At 65.3% G+C, this 23724-nt stretch carries 23 protein-coding genes and 1 pseudogene; 15 read left to right on the forward strand and 9 right to left on the reverse strand.

The annotated features are described in order from the left end of the window. Positions 1–204 (reverse strand): SDR family NAD(P)-dependent oxidoreductase (locus D769_RS16170; RefSeq protein WP_008646960.1); only part of this gene is annotated, 204 nt, incomplete at its 3' end. A gap of 112 nt (positions 205–316) precedes the next feature. Between D769_RS16170 and D769_RS16175 the strand changes: the two genes are divergently transcribed. Both D769_RS16175 and D769_RS16180 read left to right on the forward strand, forming a co-directional pair. Further along, on the forward strand, positions 317–1240 hold the full coding sequence (locus D769_RS16175; RefSeq protein WP_008646963.1) for a LysR family transcriptional regulator: 924 nt from the start codon (positions 317–319) through the stop codon (positions 1238–1240). Between the two features lie 38 nt (positions 1241–1278). Further along, positions 1279–4200: an HD domain-containing phosphohydrolase gene (locus tag D769_RS16180; protein WP_008646964.1), complete on the forward strand. Its 2922-nt coding sequence runs from the start codon at positions 1279–1281 to the stop codon at positions 4198–4200. Between the two features lie 42 nt (positions 4201–4242). Here D769_RS16180 and D769_RS16185 read toward each other — a convergent pair. Then, positions 4243–5031, reverse strand: a pseudogene (locus D769_RS16185) (YoaK family protein); the annotation flags it as partial. 105 nt (positions 5032–5136) lie between these two features. After that, the gene (locus tag D769_RS16190) at positions 5137–6060 is read right to left on the reverse strand and encodes a sterol desaturase family protein (RefSeq protein WP_008646968.1); all 924 of its coding nucleotides are present in this window, start codon (positions 6058–6060) and stop codon (positions 5137–5139) included. Here D769_RS16190 and D769_RS32930 point away from each other — a divergent pair. The 7 genes from D769_RS32930 (at position 6053) to D769_RS16220 (ending at position 11187) form a co-directional block, all read left to right on the forward strand. Continuing rightward, entirely contained in the window at positions 6053–6175 is a 123-nt protein-coding gene (locus D769_RS32930; protein ID WP_277423009.1) for a hypothetical protein, read from the forward strand. The two genes, D769_RS16190 and D769_RS32930, sit on opposite strands and share 8 nt — an antisense overlap. A 172-nt stretch (positions 6176–6347) precedes the next feature. After that, complete coding sequence (locus D769_RS16195; RefSeq protein ID WP_008646970.1) at positions 6348–7211, forward strand: hypothetical protein; 864 nt, start codon at positions 6348–6350, stop codon at positions 7209–7211. Positions 7212–7280: 69 nt separating this feature from the next. Beyond that, on the forward strand, positions 7281–7610 hold the full coding sequence (locus D769_RS16200) for a hypothetical protein (RefSeq protein WP_152415010.1): 330 nt from the start codon (positions 7281–7283) through the stop codon (positions 7608–7610). Positions 7611–7628: 18 nt separating this feature from the next. Next, entirely contained in the window at positions 7629–8342 is a 714-nt protein-coding gene (locus D769_RS16205; protein ID WP_008646974.1) for a response regulator, read from the forward strand. Next, positions 8342–9655, forward strand: a complete 1314-nt coding sequence (locus D769_RS16210; RefSeq protein WP_008646976.1) for an ATP-binding protein — start codon at positions 8342–8344, stop codon at positions 9653–9655. Before D769_RS16205 ends, D769_RS16210 begins: the two co-directional genes overlap by 1 nt. Before the next feature lie 123 nt (positions 9656–9778). Continuing rightward, the gene (locus D769_RS16215) at positions 9779–10534 is read left to right on the forward strand and encodes a DUF4410 domain-containing protein (RefSeq protein ID WP_008646977.1); all 756 of its coding nucleotides are present in this window, start codon (positions 9779–9781) and stop codon (positions 10532–10534) included. A 212-nt stretch (positions 10535–10746) separates the two neighbouring features. Then, complete coding sequence (locus tag D769_RS16220; RefSeq protein WP_008646978.1) at positions 10747–11187, forward strand: MarR family transcriptional regulator; 441 nt, start codon at positions 10747–10749, stop codon at positions 11185–11187. A gap of 63 nt (positions 11188–11250) precedes the next feature. Here the strand turns inward: D769_RS16220 and D769_RS16225 are convergent, their stop codons facing one another. The 4 genes from D769_RS16225 to D769_RS16240 all read right to left on the reverse strand — a co-directional run bounded on the left by D769_RS16225 (position 11251) and on the right by D769_RS16240 (position 15566). Continuing rightward, positions 11251–11988, reverse strand: a complete 738-nt coding sequence (locus D769_RS16225; protein WP_008646980.1) for an aspartate/glutamate racemase family protein — start codon at positions 11986–11988, stop codon at positions 11251–11253. A 6-nt stretch (positions 11989–11994) separates the two neighbouring features. Beyond that, positions 11995–13413, reverse strand: coding sequence for a dihydropyrimidinase (gene hydA / locus D769_RS16230; protein ID WP_008646989.1), 1419 nt, complete (start codon positions 13411–13413; stop codon positions 11995–11997). A gap of 25 nt (positions 13414–13438) precedes the next feature. After that, entirely contained in the window at positions 13439–14167 is a 729-nt protein-coding gene (locus D769_RS16235) for an aspartate/glutamate racemase family protein (protein WP_008646991.1), read from the reverse strand. Positions 14168–14264: 97 nt separating this feature from the next. After that, positions 14265–15566, reverse strand: a complete 1302-nt coding sequence (locus tag D769_RS16240; protein WP_017511596.1) for an MFS transporter — start codon at positions 15564–15566, stop codon at positions 14265–14267. Positions 15567–15753: 187 nt separating this feature from the next. On the opposite strand from D769_RS16240, the gene D769_RS16245 reads away from it, so the two are divergent. Both D769_RS16245 and D769_RS16250 read left to right on the forward strand, forming a co-directional pair. Then, positions 15754–16476: a GntR family transcriptional regulator gene (locus D769_RS16245; protein ID WP_008646995.1), complete on the forward strand. Its 723-nt coding sequence runs from the start codon at positions 15754–15756 to the stop codon at positions 16474–16476. Between the two features lie 181 nt (positions 16477–16657). After that, entirely contained in the window at positions 16658–17428 is a 771-nt protein-coding gene (locus tag D769_RS16250; protein ID WP_008646997.1) for a substrate-binding domain-containing protein, read from the forward strand. Positions 17429–17480: 52 nt separating this feature from the next. Here D769_RS16250 and D769_RS16255 read toward each other — a convergent pair whose 3' ends face one another. Then, positions 17481–17909: a RidA family protein gene (locus D769_RS16255; RefSeq protein WP_234707101.1), complete on the reverse strand. Its 429-nt coding sequence runs from the start codon at positions 17907–17909 to the stop codon at positions 17481–17483. Between the two features lie 153 nt (positions 17910–18062). Continuing rightward, positions 18063–18797: an SDR family NAD(P)-dependent oxidoreductase gene (locus D769_RS16260; RefSeq protein WP_008646999.1), complete on the reverse strand. Its 735-nt coding sequence runs from the start codon at positions 18795–18797 to the stop codon at positions 18063–18065. Positions 18798–18935: 138 nt separating this feature from the next. On the opposite strand from D769_RS16260, the gene D769_RS16265 reads away from it, so the two are divergent. The 4 genes from D769_RS16265 to D769_RS16280 all read left to right on the forward strand — a co-directional run bounded on the left by D769_RS16265 (position 18936) and on the right by D769_RS16280 (position 23663). Then, entirely contained in the window at positions 18936–19889 is a 954-nt protein-coding gene (locus D769_RS16265) for a LysR family transcriptional regulator (RefSeq protein WP_008647000.1), read from the forward strand. A 301-nt stretch (positions 19890–20190) separates the two neighbouring features. Then, positions 20191–21216 carry a VirK/YbjX family protein gene (locus D769_RS16270; protein ID WP_081596814.1) on the forward strand — a complete coding sequence of 342 codons (1026 nt, stop codon included), beginning with the start codon at positions 20191–20193 and terminating at the stop codon, positions 21214–21216. Positions 21217–21326: 110 nt separating this feature from the next. Then, positions 21327–22076, forward strand: coding sequence for a GntR family transcriptional regulator (locus D769_RS16275; RefSeq protein WP_011518410.1), 750 nt, complete (start codon positions 21327–21329; stop codon positions 22074–22076). Between the two features lie 45 nt (positions 22077–22121). After that, positions 22122–23663 carry an acetolactate synthase large subunit gene (locus D769_RS16280; protein WP_008647006.1) on the forward strand — a complete coding sequence of 514 codons (1542 nt, stop codon included), beginning with the start codon at positions 22122–22124 and terminating at the stop codon, positions 23661–23663. Positions 23664–23724: the final 61 nt, after the last annotated feature.

Genomic DNA, 23724 nt, shown 5'->3' on the forward strand with positions numbered 1-23724 from the left:
GGCACGGGCACGGCCGCCTGCGGCCTGGATCGATTCGGCCAACGCTTGCGCCACCGCGCCGGAGCTCTGGTAGGTGAAGGCCACGGCGGCGCCTTCGCGTGCCAGGCGGCGCACTACCGCGGCGCCGATGCCGCGCGATCCGCCGGTGACGAAAGCCACCTTGTTCGAGAGGGCGGTGGAGGCGGAGGTGGGGGTGGAGTTCATGATCGTGTTCCTGTGTGGTTGGGACGGTGATGGCAGTATGGTTTTCGCGATCTGCAACCGGTAGTCATGATTCCGTATCAACTTTTTCAACCATTGGTATAAGCTTCGGCGCATGGAAGCGCTGAACCTGCTCGAGTCATTTATCCAGAGTGCCGAAACCGGCAGCTTTTCGGCTGCCGCGCGTCGCCTCGGACTGACGCCGGCCGCAATCAGCAAGAACGTGGCGCGGCTGGAGAACCATCTCGGGCTTCGGCTGTTTCAGCGCAGCACGCGCCGGCTGACGCTGACGATGGGCGGCGAGCAGTTCCTGCAGCAGGTATCGGATCCGTTCTCGACGTTGCGCGACGCGTTTGCCAGCGCCGCGCAGGAGGACGGCAAGCCCGCCGGGGTGCTGCGCGTGAGCATGGGTGTGGCGTTCGGCCGCGAGTACCTGGTGCCGTTACTTGGCGAATTCCTGGCGCGTTATCCGGGCATCGTGCCGGACTGGCATTTCGAGAACCGCACCGTCGATCTGATTGCCGGTGGTTTCGATGCGGCCATCGGTGGCGGTATCGAACTGACCGAAGGGGTGGTGGCGCGGGAACTGGCGCGGACCTACGTGGTGGTGGCAGCGTCGCCGACGTACATGAAAGACCGGGTGATGCCCCGCCACCCGTCGGACCTGGCGGGCTTCGACGGCATCGTGCGCAGGTCGGCCTCTACGGGACGTCTGCGGCATTGGAATCTGCGTAATCAGATAGGCGAGCAGGCGCTGGCGGAGATGCGCACGCGCGTGATTCTCGACGATCCGGAGGCAATGGCCCATGCCGCCATGAGCGGCCTCGGCATTGCGCTGCTGCCGATGCCACATGCCGCGCCCTGGCTCGAGAGCGGTGCGCTGGTGCGCCTCCTGCCAGGGTGGTATGCCGACAATGGGCCGATCGTGCTCTACTATCCGAACCGCAAGCTACTGCCGCCGAAAACGCGCGTATTCATCGACTTCATTGCGGAATCGTTCCAGAAGAAAGCGCTCGCGCACCGATTCGACGGGCGCTGAGCGAAACCCCGTGTAGCACCTCACCCTCGGAGGGCTGTATGCCACCGGCAACACGAAGAGGTTTTCCGCTCCACGCTTACATCTGGGCGCCGTTCGCCGTTCTGGTGCTGCTGGTTGGCGCGGTGGCTTGCGGCGTCAACTACCTGATGACGAAGTCGGCGCTGGAACATGCGATGGCCGATGCCAACGAGCGCATCAGTCGCGAGATGCTGGAGAAAGTCGAGGACATGGTGCTGCCGACCCAGGCCGCGGTCACCCTCGTCAGCCACAGCTCACTGGGCGAGGCCACCACGCTCGCGCAGCGCATGGCACGTGTTGCGCTGGTCCGCGATGCGCTTGGCACATCGCCGGTTCTGCAGTCCCTGTTCCTGGGCTATGCCGATGGCAGTTTCTTCTACGTACGCCGCGTGCGCGATGACGCCGAGCGCGGGCCATACCAGGCGCCCGCACGCTCGGCCTACGTGATCCAGAGCATCGACCATGACGCAGGGGCGGCATTTGGCCAACTGATTTTCCTCGACACGGACCTGAACGAGCTTGCCAGGCGTCCAACGCCAGATTTCGTGAAGCGATACGACCCAAGGAAACGCCCCTGGTATATGGAGGCCATCGCGGCGGGCAAGCTGGTTCGGACCGAACCGTACATGTTTTTTTCCGACTACCAGGCCGGGGAGACGATTGCCGTGCCAACGCGCGCCGGGAGTGCCGTTGCCGGTGGCGACTTCCGGCTCGACACGCTGGGGCAGGCGCTCGCGCGTGACAGAACCACACCCGGATCGGTACTTGCCGTCGTCAATGCGCAGGGGCAACTGGTCGCCATCGACCGGAGTCCCCCGGAATGGATGTCGGCGCCAGACGCCATGCGCACGGGCCTGCTGGGCAAGCCGGAAGATTACGGGCTGCCGGTGCTGTCCAGCCTTGCGGCAAAGGTGGTGAGTGGCAGCGAGGCAGCCGTCCGCAACGAACTGACGACGCTGGGCGGCAAGGGCTGGTACACCAGTATCGGCCGTATGAGCGGCGGCGTCGGCACGCTTTACCTGGTGATGGCCACGCCGCAGGATGAACTGCTGAGGGACGCGACCCGGCAGGCGAGCGTCGGGATATTTGCCACCGCACTGGTCGTCCTGCTGTCCTTGCCGCTGATGTGGCTGGTCGCGCGCGCGGTGGCCCGCCCGCTGTGTCAGTTGACCGATGAGGCCGAGGCCATCCGCCGCTTCGATTTCGACCAGCCGTTCCGTTTCTGGTCGCCGGTGCGCGAGGTCCATCGGCTGGGCGAAACGATGGACAAGATGCGCAACACCATCCAGCAGTTGCTCATCATCATGCGGGCCGTCACCGCCGAATCACAGCTCGAGAAGCTGCTGCCCCTGCTGTTGCACAAGATGCAGAACGCCGCGGCGGGGCAGGCGGGCGTGCTGTATCTGATCGATGGCGACACTGTCCGTCCCGCCGCCGCGCTCGATGCGCAGGGGCGTGACATCGTTCAGGAGATCGGGGCCACGCCATTGCCGGAGGCGCTGTCGTTGATCGGGGCGGCGGTGCGTGATGGTGTGTCTCAAACGGGCTACGTGGTGGCTGCCGAGGCGGCTCAGGCAAAGCTTGGCCCGCTGGCTTCGGTCATGCCTTGTTTCGTGGCCGCGATTCCGCTGATCAATCATCGACACGAATGCCCGGGCGTCGTGCTGGTGATGCGCGACACCCCGCTTCAGACGGCGCAACTTGCCTTCGTCGATACGATCGCCGGCCTGTCCGCTGGCGCGCTGGAAGTCCGTGAACTGAGCGCCGCCCAGCGCGACCTGTTCGATGCATTCATCCGGCTGCTGGCCGATGCGATCGACGCCAAGAGCCCGCATACGGGTGGTCACTGCGCGCGCGTGCCGGAACTGACCAAGATGCTGGCCCGGGCGGCGTGCGAGGTCACCCAGGGCCCCTACCAGTCCTTCCAGCTCAGCGAGCAGCAGTGGGAGGAACTGCACGTGGCTGCGTGGCTGCACGACTGCGGCAAGGTGACGACGCCCGAGTTCGTGATCGACAAGGCGACCAAGCTGGAAACGCTGTATGACCGGATTCACGAAGTGCGCATGCGCTTCGAGGTACTCAAACGCGATGCCGAGATTCAGTGCCTGCAATCCATTGCCGCGGGCGAGCCGTTGCCGATCGCGCAGGCGCGGCGCGATGCGGAGATCGCGCGGCTCGACGACGACTTTGCTTTCGTCGCCGCATGCAATCGGGGCGGCGAGTCCATGTCGCAGGAAGACAAGGACCGACTGCGGCAGATCGCCGCCCGCACCTGGACGCGGACGCTGGACGATCGGCTCGGCGTCTCGCACGAGGAGTTCGCGCGCAAGTCCCGTTCGCCCGCCCGCGCATTGCCAACGCAGGAGCGACTGCTGGCCGATCGCGACGATCATCGCATCGAGCGCGGGGCGCGCGATGTCATGCCGCCGGACAATCCGTGGGGCTTCAAGCGCAAGGTGCCACGCTATCTCTATGACCACGGCGAATTGCACAATCTGACGATCGGGCGCGGCACGCTGAGCGAGGAAGAACGCTACAAGGTGGAAGACCACATCGTGCAGACGCAGATCATGCTGTCACGCCTGCCGTTCCCGAAGCATCTACGCAATGTGCCGGAGATCGCTGGCGGACATCACGAAAAGATGGACGGCACCGGCTACCCACGCGGGCTGACGCGCAACCAGATGAGCCCGCTGGCCAGGATGATGGCGATTGCCGACATCTTCGAGGCGCTGACCGCCGCGGATCGGCCCTACAAGAAGGCCAAGACGCTCTCGGAGTCGATCGGCATCATGGCCCGGCTCAAAGCGCAGCAGCACATCGACGGCGAACTGTTCGACCTGTTCCTGACATCCGGCGTCTATCGCGAATACGCGCAGCGCTATCTGGACCCCGCGCAGATCGACGAGGTGGATACGGAAGACTACGTCGATGCCGCCTGAATGGGGCACTGCCGGCCCATGGCGTTACCTGCCCCGCGCGCCCCAGCGTCGCGCGCGGCGCGCGGAATCGGCGCGGTGGACGCGCAGCAGCAATCGTGTCAGCAGATCGTCGGCAACCGGGATGATGGCCACGATGAGCAGCAGCGCGGCCAGCGGCAGCGTGGCGGCGTAGCCGAGCGTGCTGAACGCCTGCGCGCCGACGATGCCACCCACCAGGAACATGCCGACCAGCACCGTGAGCAGACGTAGCTTGTGGCGGTCGGCCATGACCGGCCGGCTATTGGGGCGCACCGCAGCATTCCAGTAGAACAGCTTGCCCAGCTCGATGCCAATGTCGGTCACCATGCCGGTCACGTGCGTGGTACGGATCTCGGCGTTGGAGAGTTTGGTGATCAGGGCGTTCTGCAGGCCCATCATGAAGCAGAGCAGCATCACGGTGGCCGGCACGAACAGCCAGTCCATGTCATTGAGATGGCTGCCCAGCAGCCCGAAGCAGAGCAGCAGAGTGGCTTCGACCAGTAACGGGATCGCGTACTCGCTGCGCAGGCGGGTTCTTCTCGCCCAGTTGACCAGGATCGCCGTGGTGCCCGCCCCGGCCAGGAACGACGCCAGTGCGCCGATGCCGTGCACCACCAGCCCGTATCGCTGCAGCACCAGGTCGTCCGCAATGGCGGAGACGATGCCGGACATGTGGGACGTGTATTGCTGCACCGCAAGAAAACCGCCCGCGTTGGCCGCGCCTGCCACGAAACACAACACGCGCGCCAGGCGGCGATTGGAGACCGGGTTACGGTGACGGGCGGTCAGACTGCGCAGGAACCCGATCGGCATGGTCGTAGAGGCACGGTATGGCGAAAACACTAATCATACGACCACTGCCCACCGGGCCGTGAGCCCTCCGAGGGGTTTGGCGCTCTGGACGGGCGTTTTCAGCACCTAGGCAACGCCCGGCCGCTGCCATCCGGCCTGCCGCAGTTCCTCTTGCTGGCGGCGCAGGATCTCGGTGGTAGTGCCCTTGCCATCGGGCGCCCAACCCGGCGGCATGATCAGGTACGCGGCGGCGTGCCAGAGCTTCGAGGCGGAGGCCATGTCCCGGCCCAGGCTGACCCAGTGCTCGAACTGGTTGACGATCGGGTTGTGCGTGGTGGACGGATGGACCAGTCCATAGCGGCACGGTTCGTCGGCGCGCTCTTCCACATAGGTACCGAACATGCGGTCGAAGATGATCAGCACGCCACCGAAGTTGGCATCGAGGTAGTCGATGTTCGACGCGTGATGGACGCGGTGAGCCGACGGCGTGTTGAACACGTATTCGAGCCAGCCGAGCTTGGGCATCCAGTCGTTATGCAGCCAGAACTGGTAGAGCAGGTTGAGCGAAAGCGTGGCCAGCACCACTTCGGGACGCACGCCGAGCAGGACCAGCGGCGCGAAGAACACGGCGCTGCCGGTGAGCTTGCCGGTCCAGCCCAGCCGGTATGCGGACGTCAGCGTGAGCTGGTTGGGGGAGTGATGCACGGCGTGCGTGGCCCAGAAGAAGCGGATGCGGTGCGCGGCACGGTGGTACCAGTAGTAGCAGAACTCCTGGCCGACGAAGAGCAGGAAGACAGCCAGCGCGCTGTTCAGCGTGACTGTGAACAGGCGGTGATCCCAGGCAAACGAGAAAATCGGCGCGGCCAGCGAGAGCGGCAGCAGTACCGACAGCTTGCGTCCGGCCAGGTCGGCCAAAGACAGCCAGACCTCGTTCCAGGAGAACGGGTTGACGCCGTCGCGACGCTTGCGCCACAGGACGAATGCCTCGATCAGCGAGACGGTGACGACGAACGCGGTGACGTACATCGCAAACTTGCCAGTGATGACCATGGTGAACCTCGGTGAAATCGGTGAAATCGGTGAAATCGGTGAAATCGGTGAAATCGGTGAATTCGGTGGTTTCAGTGCGGGGCGCGGTTGTGCCGCGTCGGTGAGGCAACTCTAGCGGCGGGCGATCCGGGAATCCATTAGGGAATTATTTCGCCCAATGTCACGCGGCTGGCCTTGACATTTCCCGACATGATTTCCGGGGCGACGCCCGTGGATCGTCGTCCTATAGTTCGGCCCGTCGACACGCCAGGTCGTGTTGCAGCGCACCGAATCGAAAGGACTTCAAGATGATTTCACGCACCCGGATCGCCGCCACCGGCGTACTGCTCCTGCTGGCCAGCACGTCCGCATCCGCCTGGACTGGCCACGGCACGGCCTATACGCCACGCGGCACCTACAACGGCGCCCACTTCGGATCGTGTGGCGGTGGAAACTGCTCGCACGCCGGTGGCGTGGTTGGCCCCTACGGTGGCCTGGCCACCAACACCGGCACGGTTACCCGCACCGCGCCCGGCCAGTTCTCGAACGCCGGCACGGCGGTGGGACCGAACGGCCGTTCGGTACAGCACGATGGCAGCACCAGTTGCGCGAGCGGTACCTGCTCGCACAGCGGCGACATGACTGGCGCCAATGGCCGTAGCGCCACCACCAGCGGCAGCGTTACTCGCGAGGCGCCGGGCCAATACACCTCGTCCGGCACCGTGACGGCCGGCAACGGCAACACCTACAACCACGCGGCATCGACGGCCTGCGCAGGCGGCACCTGCGATCGCTCCGGAACGGTAAGTGGCAGCTATGGCGGCACCGTCACCCACGCCGGCAGCGCTACGCGCGTGTCGTCCGGCGTGGTGACCACCGGCGGTGGCGCGACGGTCGTGCATGGCAGCGCGGTGTCGACCGGGGGCACGGTCGTGGTTGGTGCTGTGCCAGTGGCGTATGTGCCGCCGCCTCCGGTGGCAGTCGTGGCAACGGTGCCGGTGGCACCGCCTCCCCCGCCGCCCGCAGCGCCCGTTTATGTCGCGCCGCCGCCTCCGGCCGTCGTGGTCACGGCCAAGGCACCGCTGCCGGTCTATGTGGCGCCGCCGCGTGTGGCTGTCTGGGTACCGGCCCATTGGGTCGGCCGCGTCTACGTGCCCGCGCACTGGGCCTGACGCACACCGGTGCGCACCGGTCCAGATTGATTTCCCAACTTTTGCATCCAGGAGTAGATCGTGAAGAAGATGATGGCAGTACTTATCTTGTGTATTGTTTCGGCAGGCGCGCATGCGCAGAGCCGGTTGATGGCGATGGGCGCGATGGACGCGATGGGGGCGACGGGCGGTGCCGCGGGCGGCGACCGTATCGAGCACGCCGAAGCGGCGGCGCAGCAATTGCAGGCCCGCTTTGCGAACGCGAACACCACCCATGACGGCAAGCTGACCCGCGCGCAGGCGGCTGCTGGCATGCCGATGGTGGCGAAGCATTTCGACGAGATCGACAAGCAGCGCGCCGGCTATGTGACGCTGCGGCAGATCGAGATTTTCATGGCCCAACGGATGTCGGCTCGCTGAACACATGGGAGACGCGGCATGGAGCAGGTGAACCGGATAATCGTGCTCGATGACGAGGCGGAGTTGCGCAATATGCTGCAGCGCTTCCTGACCGGGCATGGCTTTCATGTGCGCGCGGTGGCGGACGGCAAGCAGCTCAATCGTTACCTGCAGCGCGAGCCGTACGACCTGCTCGTGCTCGACCTGATGATGGAGCCCGAGGATGGCCTCTCCGTCTGCCGCAGGCTCCGCGCCGAAGGCCAGACGATGCCCATCCTGATGCTGACCGCCAAGGGCGATCCAGCCGATCGCGTGATCGGGCTCGATACCGGCGCGGACGACTATCTGGCCAAGCCGTTCCTGCCCGACGAACTGGTGGCCCGCATCCGTGCGTTGCTGCGCCGCCAGAAGATCGCCGCCGGCGATCCCACCGTGGCTTCCCAGACGCTGAGCTTTGGCGAGTTCCGCTTCGATGTCGGCAAGCAGACGCTGAGCCGCGCGGGCGTGCCGGTGGAAGTGCACTCTGCCCAGATGCTGCTGCTCCAGGCGCTGGGCGCGTCGCCAAACCGGCCGGTCAGCCGCGAGAACCTGCTGGCCCGCGCGCGCGGCCGCGATCATGACGCGCTCGATCGCAGCATCGACGTGCAGATTCTGAGGCTGCGCCAGATCGTCGAGGAAGATCCGTCCAAACCGCGCTTCATCAAGACGGTTTGGGGCGTGGGATACATGCTGGTAGCCGGCGTGGAGGCGTGATGCGGATCGGACTGCCGCGCTCGCTGCTGGCTCGCAACATCGCGCTGCTGGTGGCGCTGGTGGCGTTCACGCAGGTGTGTTCGCTGGCGGTGCTGCTGCACTTCGCGCAGCGCCCGCGCGTGGAGCGCGCCGCGACGGTGTTCGCGCACTATGTGTCGATGCTCGATGGCGTGATGGCGGCCATGCCGGCCGAAGAAGCCAGAGTGGCCGTGGCGCGCCTGGGTGGTCAGACGGACGCGCCGGCAGTGGACGATGTGATGGAAGCGCGGGCGCTGCATCCATTCCGTACCTGGCAGCGCGACGTGTTCATGGACGAGCTGCACAAGGCCCTGCCACCCGATATGCCGGTGCAATGGCAGGATGCGGGCGACAACGAGCGACTCTGGATCCGCATTCGCGCAGCCGGGGTGCCAACGTGGGTGGCCTTGCCGATGACCGCCGATGCGCAGGCCAGCGGCATCACGGCCGCCATTGCGCTTTCCGCGGCGCTCGGGTTGCTGGCGGCGCTGACCGGATACCTGATCCAGCGCCATATCAACCGGCCATTGCAGAACCTGGCGCGCGCGGCGTTGCATGTCAGCGCCGGAGAGACGCCCGCGCCGCTGCCCACCGATGGGCCGACCGAGATATCGCAGGTCAGCAGTGCGTTCAATCGCATGACCGAAGCCCTGCAGCAGACCGAGAAGACGCGCGCGCTGATGCTAGCCGGTATTTCGCACGATATCCGCACGCCGCTGACCAAGTTGCGCCTGGCGATGGCGATGGCGTTGCCGCGCGGGACGGACGATGCATTCGTGGGATCGGTCGAAGGCTACCTCGATCGCATCGACACGATCCTCCAGCAGTTCATGGACTATGCGGGCAGTGGCGAACGCGAGGCGCCGCAGCCGGGTGACCTCAATGCGCTGGTGCGCCAGCTTGCGTCCGACTTCGCCGGGCTCGGCCATGAATTCGAACTCGATCTCGGCGATCTGCCGCTGGTGTCATATCGCCCGACGAGCATGTTGCGCCTGTTGATGAACCTGATGCAGAACGCCATCAATTATGGCCGTACGGGACTGATGGTGCGCACGTGGAAGGAAGGCGGCGCCGCACATGTTGCCGTTTGCGATCGTGGCATCGGTATCAGCGTGGCCGAGATCGAACAACTGCGCGCGCCGTTCAGCCGCGGCGACAATGCGCGCGGGCACTCGGGCGGCACGGGGCTCGGGCTGGCCATCGTCGAGCGGATCGCGCGACTGCACGGCGGATCACTCGCGTTCCGTCCGCGCGATGGCGGCGGACTGGAAGTGGTGGTGTCGCTGCCCGCATGACATTGAATGAAATAGTTCTTGCCTGGCCTGTTGCATGGCCGCATCCGATACTGGGTCTGCCGGCGCCGAAACCACGCCGCCCCCAAATAGACCCATTAGCAGACCCACTAGCAGGACTTCGACATGCAGACCGTATTTCAATCCATCCAGCGCAACGCCAGCCGCCTGACCCTCACCGCTTTCGCGGCTACCTCGATGCTGATGGCCGGTTGCGCTTCCGCGACCACGATGATCTCCGACGCATCCTTGCCGGCCACGCTGGCCCACGCGTCGGCCGATGTGATCTACGTGCGCGGCTTCGACGTGAACGCGAACCAGGTACGTGTCGATGACAACGTGATGCACCGTGTCAAGGCCATGGCGACTGGCAATGCCGGCGCGCTCTCGCAGGACCAGACCGCGCTTGATGCACGCAATGCGGTAGCCGACGAAATCGTGAGCGATCTGCGGGCCAAGGGCTTGCATGCCGAGCGTATCGACGGCCCGGTGCCGACGGATGCCAACGCGCTGATCGTCGAGGGCCGCTTTGACAAGATCGACGAAGGCAAGTCGCGCCGCCGGATGCTGATCGGCCTTGGCGCGGGCAAGAGCGATGTGTCGGCGTCGGTGCAGGTGTCCTATCAACCCGCGCATGGCACGCCGGTGCCGGTCGAGTTGTTCCAGACCAGCGCCAACAGTGGCCATATGCCCGGAATTGCGGAGACCGCAGGCATCGGAGCCGCCGCTGGTGCGCTGACGACCGCCGCCGCGGCTGGTGCGGGTGTGCATGGGGCAACGGAGATGAAGCGCGACAGCATCTCGGCGGAAGCCAGGCGCGTGGGCGACGCCGTGGCGAAGCAGGTGGCGGGCGTGGTGGAGAAGCTGTCGAAGACGGCCTGAGCGTCGGTGGGCCTGCCGGGCGCAGGTTCGCCGGATAGTGCGGTGACTCTTGAGAGACAGGGGAAGACAGGGCTGCCAGGGCAATCCCGCCAGCTCTGCCCGATCTCCACTTTCACGCAATGGATGAGGCCGGTACCCGCCAAAGGGCTTTTCTCGACCTGGCGCATCAGATACATTGGCGTTTCACGAACGGGTCAAGGTGCCGCGAAGCCGTGAAACACTACTCCTCCGAAAACTTCCACCTCACGCAAAGCATCGGATTCCATCTCAACCGGGCACGCAACATCCTGTTGATGGAGATGGATGCCGCACTGCGGCCACTCGACATCACGGGCCAGCAGATGGGTATCCTGCTGTCGCTGACGCGCGGCGTGGCCACCACGCCGTTCGAGATCAGCAAGGTGCTTGGGATCGATACTGGCCTGATGACGCGGATGCTCGACAAGCTTGAGAGCCGGGGACTGCTGCAGCGCCAGCGTAGCATCGAGGACCGGCGGGTGATTCATCTGCTCCTGACAGACAAGGGCAGGGAAGTGGCGGCCCGCATTCCCGAGATCGCGCCCGAAGTGCTCAACCATCGGCTGCGCGATTTCTCCACGGAGGAGTTCGGCGAGTTCCTGCGGCTGCTGCGCAAGTTCACCGATTCCGACTAGCCCGGACCCGCGGATCGCGGGGGTGAGCGGCGGGGCCGCTTCCCCCTTCCCGCGAGCGGCGGCCTAATCGAGCAGGCGCGACAAAGCAGGCGGAAGCCCCGCGTTGGGCTTGCGCGGCGGGCGGGCGAAGCTGCCCTCGCGCGCGCTGCCGGCCTGCAGCGCTACAAGCGATTCGCAATGCCGCACGGCGCTGCTAACGCCGTCCACCACCGGTACCGGAATACGGCCCTTGAGCGAGCGGGCCAGTCCGGCCAGCGGCGCGCCGGCCACGATGATCACGTCAGCGCCGTCCTCGCGCACAGCTTGCAGCGCGAGTTCTTCCAGACGTGCCGAGTGGTCTTCCTGCACGCTGCCAATATCGCGCAGCGGTTCCTGCAATGAGCGGATGCTGGCCAGCCGGTCGCCCAGGCCATTGGCCGCCACGCATTCGCGATACCACGCCTGAATGCGGTGTGAAATCGCGATGATGGAGAAACGCTGCCCCAACAGGCAGGCGCTGGCCAGCGCGGCTTCCGTCATACCTACCACGGGTACGTCGAACAACTCCTTCAGACCGGCCAGGCCGGGGTCGCCAAACGCGGCCACGATCAAGCCGTCGAACTGGCCCGCGTGCTCGGCGGCGGCGCAGGCGGTGGCATAGCCACCCACCAGTGCTTCGAAGCGCGTTTCGATATAAGCCACGCCGAACGGGGCGGTTGCCATCGTGATGCGGGTGTCCGGCGACGCAGTGCGCTGGGCCTCGGCGTGAATCAGGTCGGTGACCGACTCACTGATATTCGGATTGACGATGAGCAGGTTCATGGCGAATCAGATCTCGGGTTGTCCAGCTTCGAGGAACTTGCCGCGGCCGGCCGCAGGCTCCAGGTACTCGCCATTGCGCACGATCAGTTCGCCGCGCGAGAAGGTAGTCATCGGCCAGCCGGTGACCTCGATGCCTTCATACGGCGTGTAGTCCACCGCGTGGTGCAGGTTGGCGTTGGCGATGCGCACCTTGCGCGTGGGGTCCCAGAGCACGATGTCCGCATCGGCGCCGACAGCAATCGTGCCCTTGCGCGGGTAGAGCCCGTAGATCTTGGCGGGGCGGTACGACGTGAGTTCCACGAATTGGTGCAGCGAGAGCTTGCCGCGCGCCACGCCGTCGAACAGCAACGGCAGGCGGGTTTCGATGCCCGGCACGCCATTGGGGATGTGGTCGAACGGCTGTGCCGTGCCGCCCAGCTTTTTGCCTTCCGGATCGTCGTAGTTGAACGGCGCATGGTCCGACGAGAACACGCTGAACACACCATTGGTCAGCGCACGCCAGACGGCGGCCTGGTTCTCCGGGTCGCGTGGCGGCGGGCTGCAAACGCACTTCGCGCCTTCGTAGCCGTCGTCGCCGCCCATGCCCATGTCCTCGGCGGTCAGGTACAGGTACTGCGGGCAGGTTTCCGCCAGTATCTTCATGCCACGACCCTGCGCCCAGCGGATCTGCTCGATGGCTTCCTTGCCGGAGACGTGCACGATCAGGATCGGCACGTCCACCAGTTCCGCGAACGTGATGGCGCGATGCGTGGCCTCGCGTTCGACGGCATCGGGGCGCGCCAGCGCGTGGAAGCGCGGCGCGATGCGGCCTTGCCCCACGAGCTTGTCGGTCAGCCACGAGATGCAGTCGGCATTCTCGGCGTGCACCATGACCAGCGCATTGTTCTGCCGCGCCACGTCGAGCACGGACAGCATCTCGCGGTCCGACAGCTTGAGGTCGTCATAGGTCATGTAGACCTTGAAGGAGCTATAGCCCTGGCGGATCAGTGACGGCAGTTCGTCCTCCAGCACGGCGGGGGTGGGGTCCGCCACGATCAGGTGGAACGCGTAGTCGATCACGGCGCGGCCATCGGCGCGGCGGTGATAGTCGTCCACGGCCGCCTTGAGCGACGCGCCTTTCTCCTGCGCGGCGAACGGGATCACGGTGGTCGTGCCGCCGCACGCGGCCGCGCGCGTGCCGGTGAAGAAGTCATCGGCCATGCGCATGCCGTCGGGCATCGGCTGGTCCAGATGGCAGTGGCCGTCCACGCCGCCGGGCAAGGCCAGCAGGCCGGTGGCGTCGATTTCGCTGGCAGCCTGCGGCAGGTCGTGACCAAGTGCCACGATGCGGCCGCCGCGCACGCCAATGTCGCAACGGAAGCGGTCGGAAGCGGTGACCACGTCGGCATTGCGGATCACCAGATCGAGATTGTTGTCTGCGGGCATGGTCGTCACTCCGAGGGGTTACCGGTCATTCGACTTCGCGGAACAGGCGGCCCCAGCCCTGCAGCGCGCGGGTATCAACACCGGCCAGACGCAGCGACTTCCACACCACGGTGGCGATCGTGTCGTAGACCGGGATGCCGGTCTCGGCCTCGAGCGTTTCCACCAGATGCGCGGCACGCAGGTTGGTGCAGAACGTGGTGATGGCCTGTGGCTTTTCGGCGGCCAGCTCGCGCACCATCTTGCGGACGGTGTCCTCGTCCACTTCGGCGAAGCTGTAGTTCACATGCAACCCCAGGTGGCGCTCCGTCGAACAGTCGAAACCGCTGCGCTGGTAGTTGGCGACGATGCGCTCCTGCACATCGTGCAGGTACGGCGTGGCCAGGCCGAAGCGGCGTGCGCCGGTCTTTTCCAGGATTTCGTTCAGGGCCAGCACCGAGGTGGTGGCGGGGATGCCCGTGGCCTCGGTGATCTGGCGGCACAGCGCTTCATCCTTGTCGAAGCCGAGCCAGCCCGACGACGTGCCGTTCCACGCGATGACGTCCACGCGGGCATCGGCCAGCAGGCGAGCGGCAGCTAGGATCTTCTCCAGATCGAACTGGCCGAGCGCCTGATCGCGCAGCGAAATCTCGGTCACGGTGAAGCGCGAAAAATGCGCGCTGACATTGGGCAGGCCGCTGACCATCGCGCTGGTGATGGGTTCGAGCGCGGTGTTGGAGGACGGCGTGAGCATGCCGAGGCGAATCTGTCTGGTCATGATGGGTATTACTCAGGAGTTCAAACGGGCGCCGTCCGCAGGGGCGACGCCTCTGTATTCGTGTGGAATTCGGGGTTCCAGCGCTGCGGCGGTACCGTCAGACCGGAATTTTCTTTTCGTAGTCGATGTTGGTCGACGCCAGCAGCAGGCCGATGCCGCAGGCGGCAAAGAACATCAGTGCCAGGAAGTACGAGCCGGTGGCCTGGACGATCAGGCCGACGATGATCGGCACGCTGATGCCGGCGATGTTGCCGCCCAGGTTCATCACGCCGCCGAGGAAGCCCACCTTGTTGCGGGTGCCCAGCATCGACGGGACGGACCAGAACAGGCCGCACCAGCGCAGGAAGAACAGGGTGGAGGACAGCAGCACCACGACCGCTACGGGGTCGGTGACGTAGGCGACCGAGAAGATCGACACCGTGGCCACCACCGCGGCGATGCCGAACAGTGTGCGCATCACCACGTTCGGGCGTCCGCCGGCTTCTTTCCACTTGTCGGCGATCCAGCCGCCGAGCAGCTCGCCGACGAATCCGGCGAAGAAGATGATGAAGCTCGCGCCGCCCATCTGCTTCAGGTCGAAGCCGCGGGCCTTGCTCAGGTAGGTGGGCATCCAGGTCAGCAGGCCGTAGAACACGGCGTTGAAGCACATCCAGCTGATGGCCATGCACCAGACCGAGCGGTACTTGAAGAAGTCCAGCGAGCGGCCGCTCAGGTTGGTCGGCTCCTCGCTGTGCTCCAGGGCAAGCGCGTCCTCGATATGACGGGCTTCTTGTTCATTTACGCCGAGGTGTTCGCGTGGCGAGTTGCGGATGTACCACCATGCCACGAAGCCGGCCAGAACCGTGCCAACGCCGGCCACCACGAACGACAGGCGCCACGAGCCCAGTTCGCTGATCAGCCCGGCAATGATGAGCGAGCCGAGCGCCGCGCCCAGCGGCGCGCCGCCGTCGAGCAGCGTGGCGCCACGGCCGCGTTCGTTCTTCGTCATCCAGATGGCATTGAGTTTGCCGCCGGCCGGGTAGATCGGGGCTTCCGCAGCGCCGAGCCCCAGCCGCGTCAGCAGCAGCGAGGTGGCATTGGTGCAGACCGCTGCCAGCGCCTGGAACGCGCCCCAGAACACGGTAGCCGTAGCGATCACGATGCGCGGCTTGTACTTGTCGGCCAGCATGCCGCCCGGCACCTGCATGACGGCATAGGTCCAGAAGAACGAACTCAGGATCAGCCCCTGCATGGCGGGACTCAGGTCGAATTCCTTCGCGATCAGCGGCATGGCCACCGACAGCGATGCGCGGTCGATGTAGTTGATCGCCACGAGCAGCAGCATCATCAGGAAGATCTTCCATCGCACGCTGCTGCGGGGAACCGCGAGCGAGGCTGCGGCGGGGCTTGTGGATTGCATGACGGGTGTCTCCTTGTCCTTGATGCCTTCGATGAGGCGTTTGGTTTAGTGTGTCGCGCAACTGGACGCAGTATAGGATACGTAATCTGTAATTACAACAGCTGTAAGTCATTGATTTATATAGACGACGAATGCACAGATTAGGTGTGTGGTAGCCTCCTGATGGTGCAAATTCCCCAACCTGGTGATGTCTGTGACACAAGCGCTTCCCAAAACCGCCCGGCTCCGCACGCTGGGCATGTCCGCCGAGATCGCGGCGCGGTTGCGCACGATGATTCAGGAAGGCGAGCTGCCGCCGGGCGTGCGGATCGACGAGAAGGCCTTCTGCGAGGCCTTCGATGTGTCGAAGACGCCGTTGCGTGAAGCACTGAAGGTGCTGGTGGCCGAGGGGCTGGTCCTGCATCGCCAGTACATCGGCTATCGCGTTGCGCCGCTCGATCTCGACGAACTGCGCGCCACATTCGAGACGTTGCATGGGCTGGAGGCACATGCCGGGGTCCTAGCGGCGCAGCGGCTCAGCGATGCGGCCGTGACCAAGATCGAACGTCGCCATCAGGCCATGATCGACGCGCACGACGCCGGACGCCGCACCGACTACTTCCGCATTAACCAGGAAATCCACCAGCTCATCATCGACGGTGCCGGCAACGCCGTGCTGGCCGGCATCTATGCGATGCTGATGAGCAAGGTCCACCGCGCCCGTGGCGCGGCCAACGCGGATATGCTGCGCTGGCAGGAATCGCATACCGAGCACGAGGAGATCATCGCGGCGCTGCGCGAGCCGGGGCGTCCGCGTCTGGCCGACGTGCTGCGACGGCATTCCGAGAACACCGCGAAGGAAGTGTTGCGCGTGGTCGAGCAGACGCTGGCCGAGCCTGCGGCGCGCGCGGCGGGTGGCGGGCGACGCTGACAGGCACTGACGATTTCTCTCCGGGCCTGAGGGACCTGCCGTTTTTCCGATGGATCAACATTGCTCTTCAGGAATAGTGAAGACGGCTTCACCATTTGTGGCTGGCTCCGCCGCCTGGCGGTACCTATAGTCCACGCCAGCGCGGCTTTCCCCAACCGCGACGACAATGGAGACATAAAACATGATCAGGACATGGGTCGGCGCGTGTGCTGCGGTTGTGACGCTGTTCGCCTCGACCGCTCAGGCCGAGGACATCCGCGTGATGACATCGGGCGGATTCACGGCTGCCTACAAGATCCTGGGTCCGAAGTTCGCCGGGGAGAGCGGCAACACGCTGGAGACGACGCTTGGGCCGTCGATGGGGCAATCACCGGAAGCCATTCCGAACCGGCTGGCGCGCGGCGAGCAGGCCGACGTGGTGATCATGGTCGGCTACGCGCTCGACGATCTGATCAAGAAGGGCGTGGTCGATCCGAAGTCGCGCGTCGAACTGGCCGATTCGCGCATCGGCATGGTTGTGCGGCAGGGCGAGGTGGTGCCCGATATCCGTACCGTGGACGCGCTGCGTCACGCGCTGATGCAGGCGAAGTCGATTGCCTATTCCGATAGTGCCAGCGGCGTGTACGTTCAGCGCGAGCTGTTCAAGCGGCTCGGTGAGCCAGAGGCACTGAGCGCCAAGGCGAAGAAGATCGAGAAGACCCCTGTGGCCTCGGTCGTCGCCAATGGCGAGTACGAGATCGGTTTCCAGCAGGTGAGCGAGCTGTTGCCGGTGTCTGGTGTGAGTTTCGCCGGACGCATCCCCGAGGACGTGCAGTCGATCACGCGTTTCGCCGGCGGGATTCCTGTCAACGCTGCACACCCCGCGCTGGCAAAGGCATTGCTCGACTACATGGCTGCGCCGGCCGCCCAGACGGTTGTGAAGGAGACGGGCCTCGATTCCGTCCCCCACTAGGTTTTTCGGAGACTGCAGTACTGCCCCGGGGCCGGCGTTTGCCGGCCCTTTTTCATTGGGTGCGGATCTGGGCGATCACCACGAGGATGACCGCCGCATTGCCGGGCTGCTGGAAATGCGAGGAGATCGTCCGCGCATGGCCAGCCCTTGCGCCCAGCACATCCACGAGCAGATCGGAGGCGCCATCTATGACCGCCGGCTGCTGCAGCCAGCCTTCCGCGCTGGCGACATGGCCCTCCACCCGCACGATGTGATCCAGGCGGTCGAAGCCACCCAGGTACGCGTGGATCTGGGCCAGTACGTTGAGCGCGGCCAGCACGGCGGCTTGCCGGCCTTCTTCCAGGGTCAGGTCCCTGCCGACCTGCCCCTGCCAGACGACCTTGCCGTCGGCCAGCGGCAATTGTCCAGAAATAAAGAGCAGATTGCCTGCCTGGCTGACGGCGGTGTAGTTGCCCAAAGGCCTGGGCGGATCGGGCAGCATCAGGCTGCGCGCCGCGAGCCGTTGCTGCGCGAGGGTATCGAACGCGTTGGCATTGATCATGAGCTGGCTCCGGTGTTGATCACGGGGCGATGACGGTTGGGGCAGGGGCCTCCGTCGCTCGCAAGGGGCGCGGCGACGGCGGCACAAGACCATTCAGCGGCCGGCGCTGTAGCCGCCGTCTACTGCCAGCACGGTGCCGGATACGAAGTCCGCCTTGGCGAGGTAGAGCACGGCGGCGTTGATCTCGTCGATGCGGGCGATGCGGCCCAGTGGATGCAGGCGACCCAGCGCGTCGTGACTTTCCGCTGCGTGCATCGGGGTGTCCGTCACGCCGGGCGCGACCGCATTCACGGTGACGCCGAACGGCGCCAGTTCCAGCGCCAGGGCCCGGGTGGCCTGATTGAGACCGCCCTTGAGTGCCACGGCCAGCAGTGCCGGCACGCCGGCGTGCGGCTGCAGCGCGATCGATGCGGTGATGTTGATGATCTTGCCTTGCCGGCGCTCGCTCATATGCCGCGCGGCTTCCTGCGAGGGATACAGCGTGCCCTTCAGGTTCGTCGCGATCTGTAGCTCGATTTCCTCGGGCGTGAACTGCACGAAAGGCTTGGCGGAGAAGATGCCGGCGTTGTTGACCAGCACGTCGACATGACCGAAGCGCGCAACGGCCTGCGCGAAGACTTCGCGTGCTGTGTCCGGGAGCGCGACGTCGCCAGCCACGCCAACGAAGCGTTCGCCGGCGCCCAACTGCGCGGCCGTGGCTTGCAGGCGTTCCTGCGAGCGGCCGGTGCCGACCACGTTGTACCCGTCCTTCAGAAAGGCCCCGGCCAGACCCAGGCCGATGCCGCTGGTGGCGCCAGTGATGATGACGGTGGGATGTGTGTTGCTCATGATGTGCTCCAGAGAGATAGGTGACGCGGACCGGCGTCGCGTTTGCAGTGCCGCCTCCGGTTGAACACACTCTATTCCGGTATCAGAGAGCAAAAAACGGGGTTGTGTACACTTGTCCTGTTACATGAGGTAATAAATATGCACAGGCACTTCGACGACGTCCTGCTCGGCAGCATCGAACTGTTTTGCCTCGCGGCCGAAGCGGGGAGCTTCACCGCCGCAGCCAACACCGCCGGGGTCACGCCGGCGGCCGTAAGCCGCTCGATCTCGCGGCTGGAGAAGCGCCTGGGCGTGCGCCTCTTTGTGCGGTCCACGCGCAGCATCCGGCTGACCGAGGGCGGCAGGAGCTACTTTGAGCAATGTCGTGGCGCGCTCAACCAGTTGATCGAGGCCGAGCGCAAAGTCACGGGCGAGCAGGTTCAGCCTTCGGGCACCCTGCGTATCAGCGCGCCGACGACTTACGGGCACTACCGGCTGCTGCCCTTGCTGCCCGTCTTGCGCGAGCGGTTCCCTCTCCTCAGGTTCGAGATCCAGATCGGCAACCGCAATATCGATTTCCACGAGGAGAACTTCGACGTGGCGATCCGGTTCCGCGCGCAGCCGGATTCGACAATGGTCTCGCGGCATCTGGAAGATGCGGAACTGGTGGTGGTGGCAAGCCCTGGGTATCTGAAGCGGGCCGGACGGCCGCAGGCGCTCGAGGATCTGCAGCGGCACGAGTGCATTCAGTTCGATCTGCCCAGCAGTGGCCGGCCGATTGCGTGGCTGTTCATGGATGGCGGCCGTGAACGGGAGGTGCTGGCCACGGAAAGCCATTATCTGTGCTCCGAGGACGTGCTTGCCGGCGTCACCCTGGCCAAGTCCGGTGCCGGTCTGTTCCAAACCTACCGCTTTATCGTCGAACGGGACTTGGTCGACGGCACGCTGGTCGAGGTCCTGCAGCCATTTGCCGGCCGGTCACGGCCGGTCAGTCTGATGTACCCGCACGGGCGCCTGCTGCCGTCGCGGGTCCGGGTGTTCGTGGATTTTCTGATGGAGCATGCGGCGGCCCTGGCAAGTGCGCGGGGGGCGGGGAAGCCTGCCCGGGGCTAGCGAATGAGCGAATGGCCGGGCGGCGGCTGTTTCGCAAGTGGCCGTGAAAAAAAGAGTCGGCCGAACCTTCTCACCCTCCTTTCTTAGGGAAATCGTCTCTATCTTGTAACGAGGTCAACCGATAATATTTCAAGACGTTACGAAATATTACGAGACCAGGCCTGCGTTCCCCACATCACATTTCAATGAGACGGGCCGGCTCGAAAGCCTCAGCGCATGTATCGCATGAGGCCAGGGTTGAATCCGCGCACGCCAAGCCCGAGCCAGGGCGGTGTGTGCCATACAAGGGGAGCAGTCAGTCGTGCATGAACCAGTGTCGTACTTGCAGGGGCTCGTCCACGCCCGTGCGGGGGGGCTTGTTGACCTTTATCCGGCGTATTACCTGCGATATCTCGCCTCCGTGGCGTCGATATCTGCCTTCTGTTATCCGGCGGGCAGCCGCAAGTGGCTGACGCGGCGTGCCAAGCTGATTGCGCTGTCGGCCGTGCGGGCCGGTTCGGCCCGGTCGTGGCTGCGCGCCGCAGCGTCGTCGCCGCTGCTGCAGCGGGTGGTGGTGGCGCGGCCGTTGATGCTGGAGAAGCCATTCCGGCCGCTTGGCGCGCTGGGTCTGGGCTTTGGTGACCGGGCGAGGTTGGTGGTGGACCACTACGTGCTGGCCGAAGCCGCACTGCCCGTTTGCGTCTGCGATCGAATCTATCTGTCCGGCGGACTCCGGTGGATGTCCGAGGATGGGCGCTACGAGCTTCGTCTGGCCGATTCCGGCCCGAATCCCAAGGAAGGCGAGCTGGCTTTCTACTGGACCGATATCGAGACCGGGGTTTGCCTGACGCAGCTGAGCTTCTATCTCAGGCGTGGCGACCACGGTCCGGAAATCTATGTCGGCGGCCTGCAGGGGCCGATGGGCGAGCAGAGCCGCGAATGGATTCGCCTTGCCACCAAGGCCAGCGAAGGCCTGCGGCCCAAGGATGTCGTGATGGAGGCGTTGCTGGCGTTCGCCGCACACGTTGGCGCCCGGCGTGTGGTGGGGGTGTCCCGCGCCAATCACGTCAGCCGGCAGCGCAACACGCCGCGTGAAATCCTGGCGGACTACGAAGGCTTTTGGGCCGAGTACCACGGCACGTCGCTTGCGGATGGCAACGTCGATGTGCCGATCTGCCAGCCACAACGCGATATTGCGGAGATTCCTTCCAAGAAGCGGTCGGCCTGGCGCCGCAAGCAGGCATTTGCCGAAGCGGTGCGCGCGACGGTGGCGGACTGGCTGCGTGCCGACGCGGTCCCCGCCGGCAACGATCCCCAACTTCCTGTTGCCGCAGCTGTCGCTGCATGATCGCGTATGGAAGAATCTGATCGTGGTAAACCCTAGTAGTCTAGCTACCTAGACTTTTAATAGAGTCCGATATCGACTTGGCGCGCCGGCTGAATGCCGGCGCGTTTCGTATGCCGGACGCCAACGACCTCCTCTCTCGCAGCCGCGAACCTGTCTATCTACAGCTGGCCACGATCTTTCGACGACAGATCGAAAGCGGCGCGTGGCGGCCAGGTGAACAGATTCCTTCCCTCGAAGCGCTCTGCCGTCAGTACGGCGTGGCGCGCATGACCATGCACAACGCCCTTTCCCGCCTGGACGAGGAAGGGCTGGTCGAGCGCTCGCGTGGCCGGGGGACGTTCGTCAAGGCGGGCGGCCGTGAATGCCGGCGAATGGCGTTGCCGATCAACTGGAACCAGGCCGTGGCCGTGGGCGACAAGCTGTCCACGGAGGCCATCGTCGAATCCACCGCCGATGTGCCGCTGCCTGATGACCTGGGCATGCCCTGCGACGGCCGTCGCGCCGATGCCTACCATTTCCTGCACCGCGCTCATCGCACCGATGGAAGGCCGTTCGCCGTGGGCGAGGTCTATATCGCCGCCGATGTCTTCGCGCGCGACCCCGAGGCCTTCCGCCACGGCGCGTCGGTGCCGGTGCTCGACCGATTTCCCGGCCTCAAGGTCAATGCCGCGCGGCAGCGGCTGTCGATCGTTCCGGCCGGTGCCGAATCCGCCAGCGCGCTCGAACTTGCCGTGGGCGCCCCCGTGGCCGAACTGCGGCGTTTTGCCTGCGTCGACGACGTGATCGTCTATTACGCGCGGATCGAATTCCCGACCGAGTATGTCTGCCTGGATTTCGATCTGCTCGCCCCCCATTCCTGACAACACCCACCCAATACGGAACCTGCAATGGAGACTCAAGACACGATGAATGGCGCGGAAAGCCTGGTGAAGACGCTGCTGGCTTGCGGCGTCGATACCTGCTTCGCCAACCCCGGCACCAGCGAAATGCATTTCGTGGCGGCGCTGGACCGGATTCCCGGCATGAAATGCGTGCTGGGCCTGTTCGAAGGCGTGGTCACTGGCGCAGCCGATGGCTACGCGCGCATGGCCGACAAGCCGGCCGCCACGCTGCTGCACTGCGGCCCGGGGCTGGCCAATGGCCTGGCCAACCTGCACAACGCGCGCCGCGCGCAGACGCCGATCATCAATATCATCGGCGATCAGGCCACGTATCACCGCCCGCTCGACGCGCCGCTGACCGCGGATACCGAAGGTTGGGCGCGCCCGGTTTCGGTCTGGACGCGCACCGCTACCCATGCGGCGTCGGTTGGTGCCGATGCCGCCGCGGCGGTGCAGGCCGCGACTTCCGCACCGGGTGGCGTGGCAAGCCTGATCTTGCCATCGGATGTTTGCTGGGATGCGGGTGGCAAGGTGGCCGCGCCGCTGCCGGCGCTGGCCGTGCCGAAGGTGTCGCCCGATGTCGTGCAGAACGCCGCGCGCGTGCTGCGCAGCGGCCAGCCCACGTTGATCGTGCTGGCGGGCAACGCCTTGCGCGCTGGCGCTCTGGCTGATGCGCACCGGATTGCCGCCGCCACCGACGCGCGGCTGATCACGCCGATGTCGAATTCGCGCGTGACACGTGGACGTGGCCATCTGGCTGTTGACCGTATTCCGTACTCCGGTGACGTGGCACGCCAGAAGCTGGCGGGTATCCGCAATGTGATCCTGGTCGGCGCGCCCGCACCGGTCACGTTCTTCGCCTATCCGGGCAAGTCGCCGCGTCCGTACCCCGAGGATGCCGTCATCCACGTGCTGGCCCGGCCCGAAGAGGATCTGGGCGAGGCATTGGCCCGCCTGTCGGACGAACTGGGCGCGCGTAATGCTCCGCTGCCGGCCTCGGCCCATATCACGGCGGAGCCGGCAAAGGGTGCGGTGACATCCGAGGCGGTGGCGCAGACGCTGACCGCGCTGTTGCCAGAACAGGCCGTAGTAGTGGAAGAGAGTGTGAGCTTCGGCCGCGCGTTCTATCCCGGCACGGTCCATGCCGCGCCGCACGACTGGCTGCAACTGACCGGCGGCGCCATCGGCGCTGGCCTGCCGCTGGCCACGGGCGCTGCAATCGCGGCACCGGACCGCCGCGTGGTGGCGTTGCAGGCCGATGGATCGGGCATGTACACGCTGCAGTCGCTGTGGACCATGGCGCGTGAAAAGCTTGACGTGACGATCGTGCTGCTGGCCAATCGCAAGTACGCGATCCTGCTGGGCGAGCTGGCTGGTGTGGGTGCCAATCCTGGCAAGACTGCGCTGGATATGCTCGACCTCGGCAATCCGGATCTGGACTGGGTCAAGATGGCCAACGGTATGGGCGTGGAAGCTGCGCGTGCGGAGAACATGGAGACGTTCGCCGACCTGTTCCGCATGGCCAACCAGCGCAAGGGCCCGTTCCTGATCGAGCTGGTGATCTGAGGGGCATTCCTCGCAGATTGACGGCGTCCCTCTCCCGCGTGGCGGGAGAGGGACGCTAACC

The organism is Cupriavidus sp. HMR-1 (genome assembly GCF_000319775.1).
GTDB classification, from domain to species: domain Bacteria; phylum Pseudomonadota; class Gammaproteobacteria; order Burkholderiales; family Burkholderiaceae; genus Cupriavidus; species Cupriavidus metallidurans.

What these genes read in the sequence shown, in the direction of transcription:
- D769_RS16280 (WP_008647006.1), top strand. Translation starts at nt 22,122, where the DNA reads ATGAATGGCGCGGAAAGCCTGGTGAAGACGCTGCTGGCTTGCGGCGTC.
- D769_RS16255 (WP_234707101.1), bottom strand. Translation starts at nt 17,909, where the DNA reads ATGCTGCCCGATCCGCCCAGGCCTTTGGGCAACTACACCGCCGTCAGC.
- D769_RS16215 (WP_008646977.1), top strand. Translation starts at nt 9,779, where the DNA reads ATGCAGACCGTATTTCAATCCATCCAGCGCAACGCCAGCCGCCTGACC.
- D769_RS16275 (WP_011518410.1), top strand. Translation starts at nt 21,327, where the DNA reads ATGCCGGACGCCAACGACCTCCTCTCTCGCAGCCGCGAACCTGTCTAT.
- D769_RS16180 (WP_008646964.1), top strand. Translation starts at nt 1,279, where the DNA reads ATGCCACCGGCAACACGAAGAGGTTTTCCGCTCCACGCTTACATCTGG.
- D769_RS16225 (WP_008646980.1), bottom strand. Translation starts at nt 11,988, where the DNA reads ATGAACCTGCTCATCGTCAATCCGAATATCAGTGAGTCGGTCACCGAC.
- D769_RS16245 (WP_008646995.1), top strand. Translation starts at nt 15,754, where the DNA reads ATGTCTGTGACACAAGCGCTTCCCAAAACCGCCCGGCTCCGCACGCTG.
- D769_RS16200 (WP_152415010.1), top strand. Translation starts at nt 7,281, where the DNA reads ATGATGGCAGTACTTATCTTGTGTATTGTTTCGGCAGGCGCGCATGCG.
- D769_RS32930 (WP_277423009.1), top strand. Translation starts at nt 6,053, where the DNA reads ATGACCATGGTGAACCTCGGTGAAATCGGTGAAATCGGTGAAATCGGT.
- D769_RS16175 (WP_008646963.1), top strand. Translation starts at nt 317, where the DNA reads ATGGAAGCGCTGAACCTGCTCGAGTCATTTATCCAGAGTGCCGAAACC.
- hydA (WP_008646989.1), bottom strand. Translation starts at nt 13,413, where the DNA reads ATGCCCGCAGACAACAATCTCGATCTGGTGATCCGCAATGCCGACGTG.
- D769_RS16195 (WP_008646970.1), top strand. Translation starts at nt 6,348, where the DNA reads ATGATTTCACGCACCCGGATCGCCGCCACCGGCGTACTGCTCCTGCTG.
- D769_RS16210 (WP_008646976.1), top strand. Translation starts at nt 8,342, where the DNA reads ATGCGGATCGGACTGCCGCGCTCGCTGCTGGCTCGCAACATCGCGCTG.
- D769_RS16240 (WP_017511596.1), bottom strand. Translation starts at nt 15,566, where the DNA reads ATGCAATCCACAAGCCCCGCCGCAGCCTCGCTCGCGGTTCCCCGCAGC.
- D769_RS16265 (WP_008647000.1), top strand. Translation starts at nt 18,936, where the DNA reads ATGCACAGGCACTTCGACGACGTCCTGCTCGGCAGCATCGAACTGTTT.
- D769_RS16250 (WP_008646997.1), top strand. Translation starts at nt 16,658, where the DNA reads ATGATCAGGACATGGGTCGGCGCGTGTGCTGCGGTTGTGACGCTGTTC.
- D769_RS16205 (WP_008646974.1), top strand. Translation starts at nt 7,629, where the DNA reads ATGGAGCAGGTGAACCGGATAATCGTGCTCGATGACGAGGCGGAGTTG.
- D769_RS16260 (WP_008646999.1), bottom strand. Translation starts at nt 18,797, where the DNA reads ATGAGCAACACACATCCCACCGTCATCATCACTGGCGCCACCAGCGGC.
- D769_RS16235 (WP_008646991.1), bottom strand. Translation starts at nt 14,167, where the DNA reads ATGACCAGACAGATTCGCCTCGGCATGCTCACGCCGTCCTCCAACACC.
- D769_RS16190 (WP_008646968.1), bottom strand. Translation starts at nt 6,060, where the DNA reads ATGGTCATCACTGGCAAGTTTGCGATGTACGTCACCGCGTTCGTCGTC.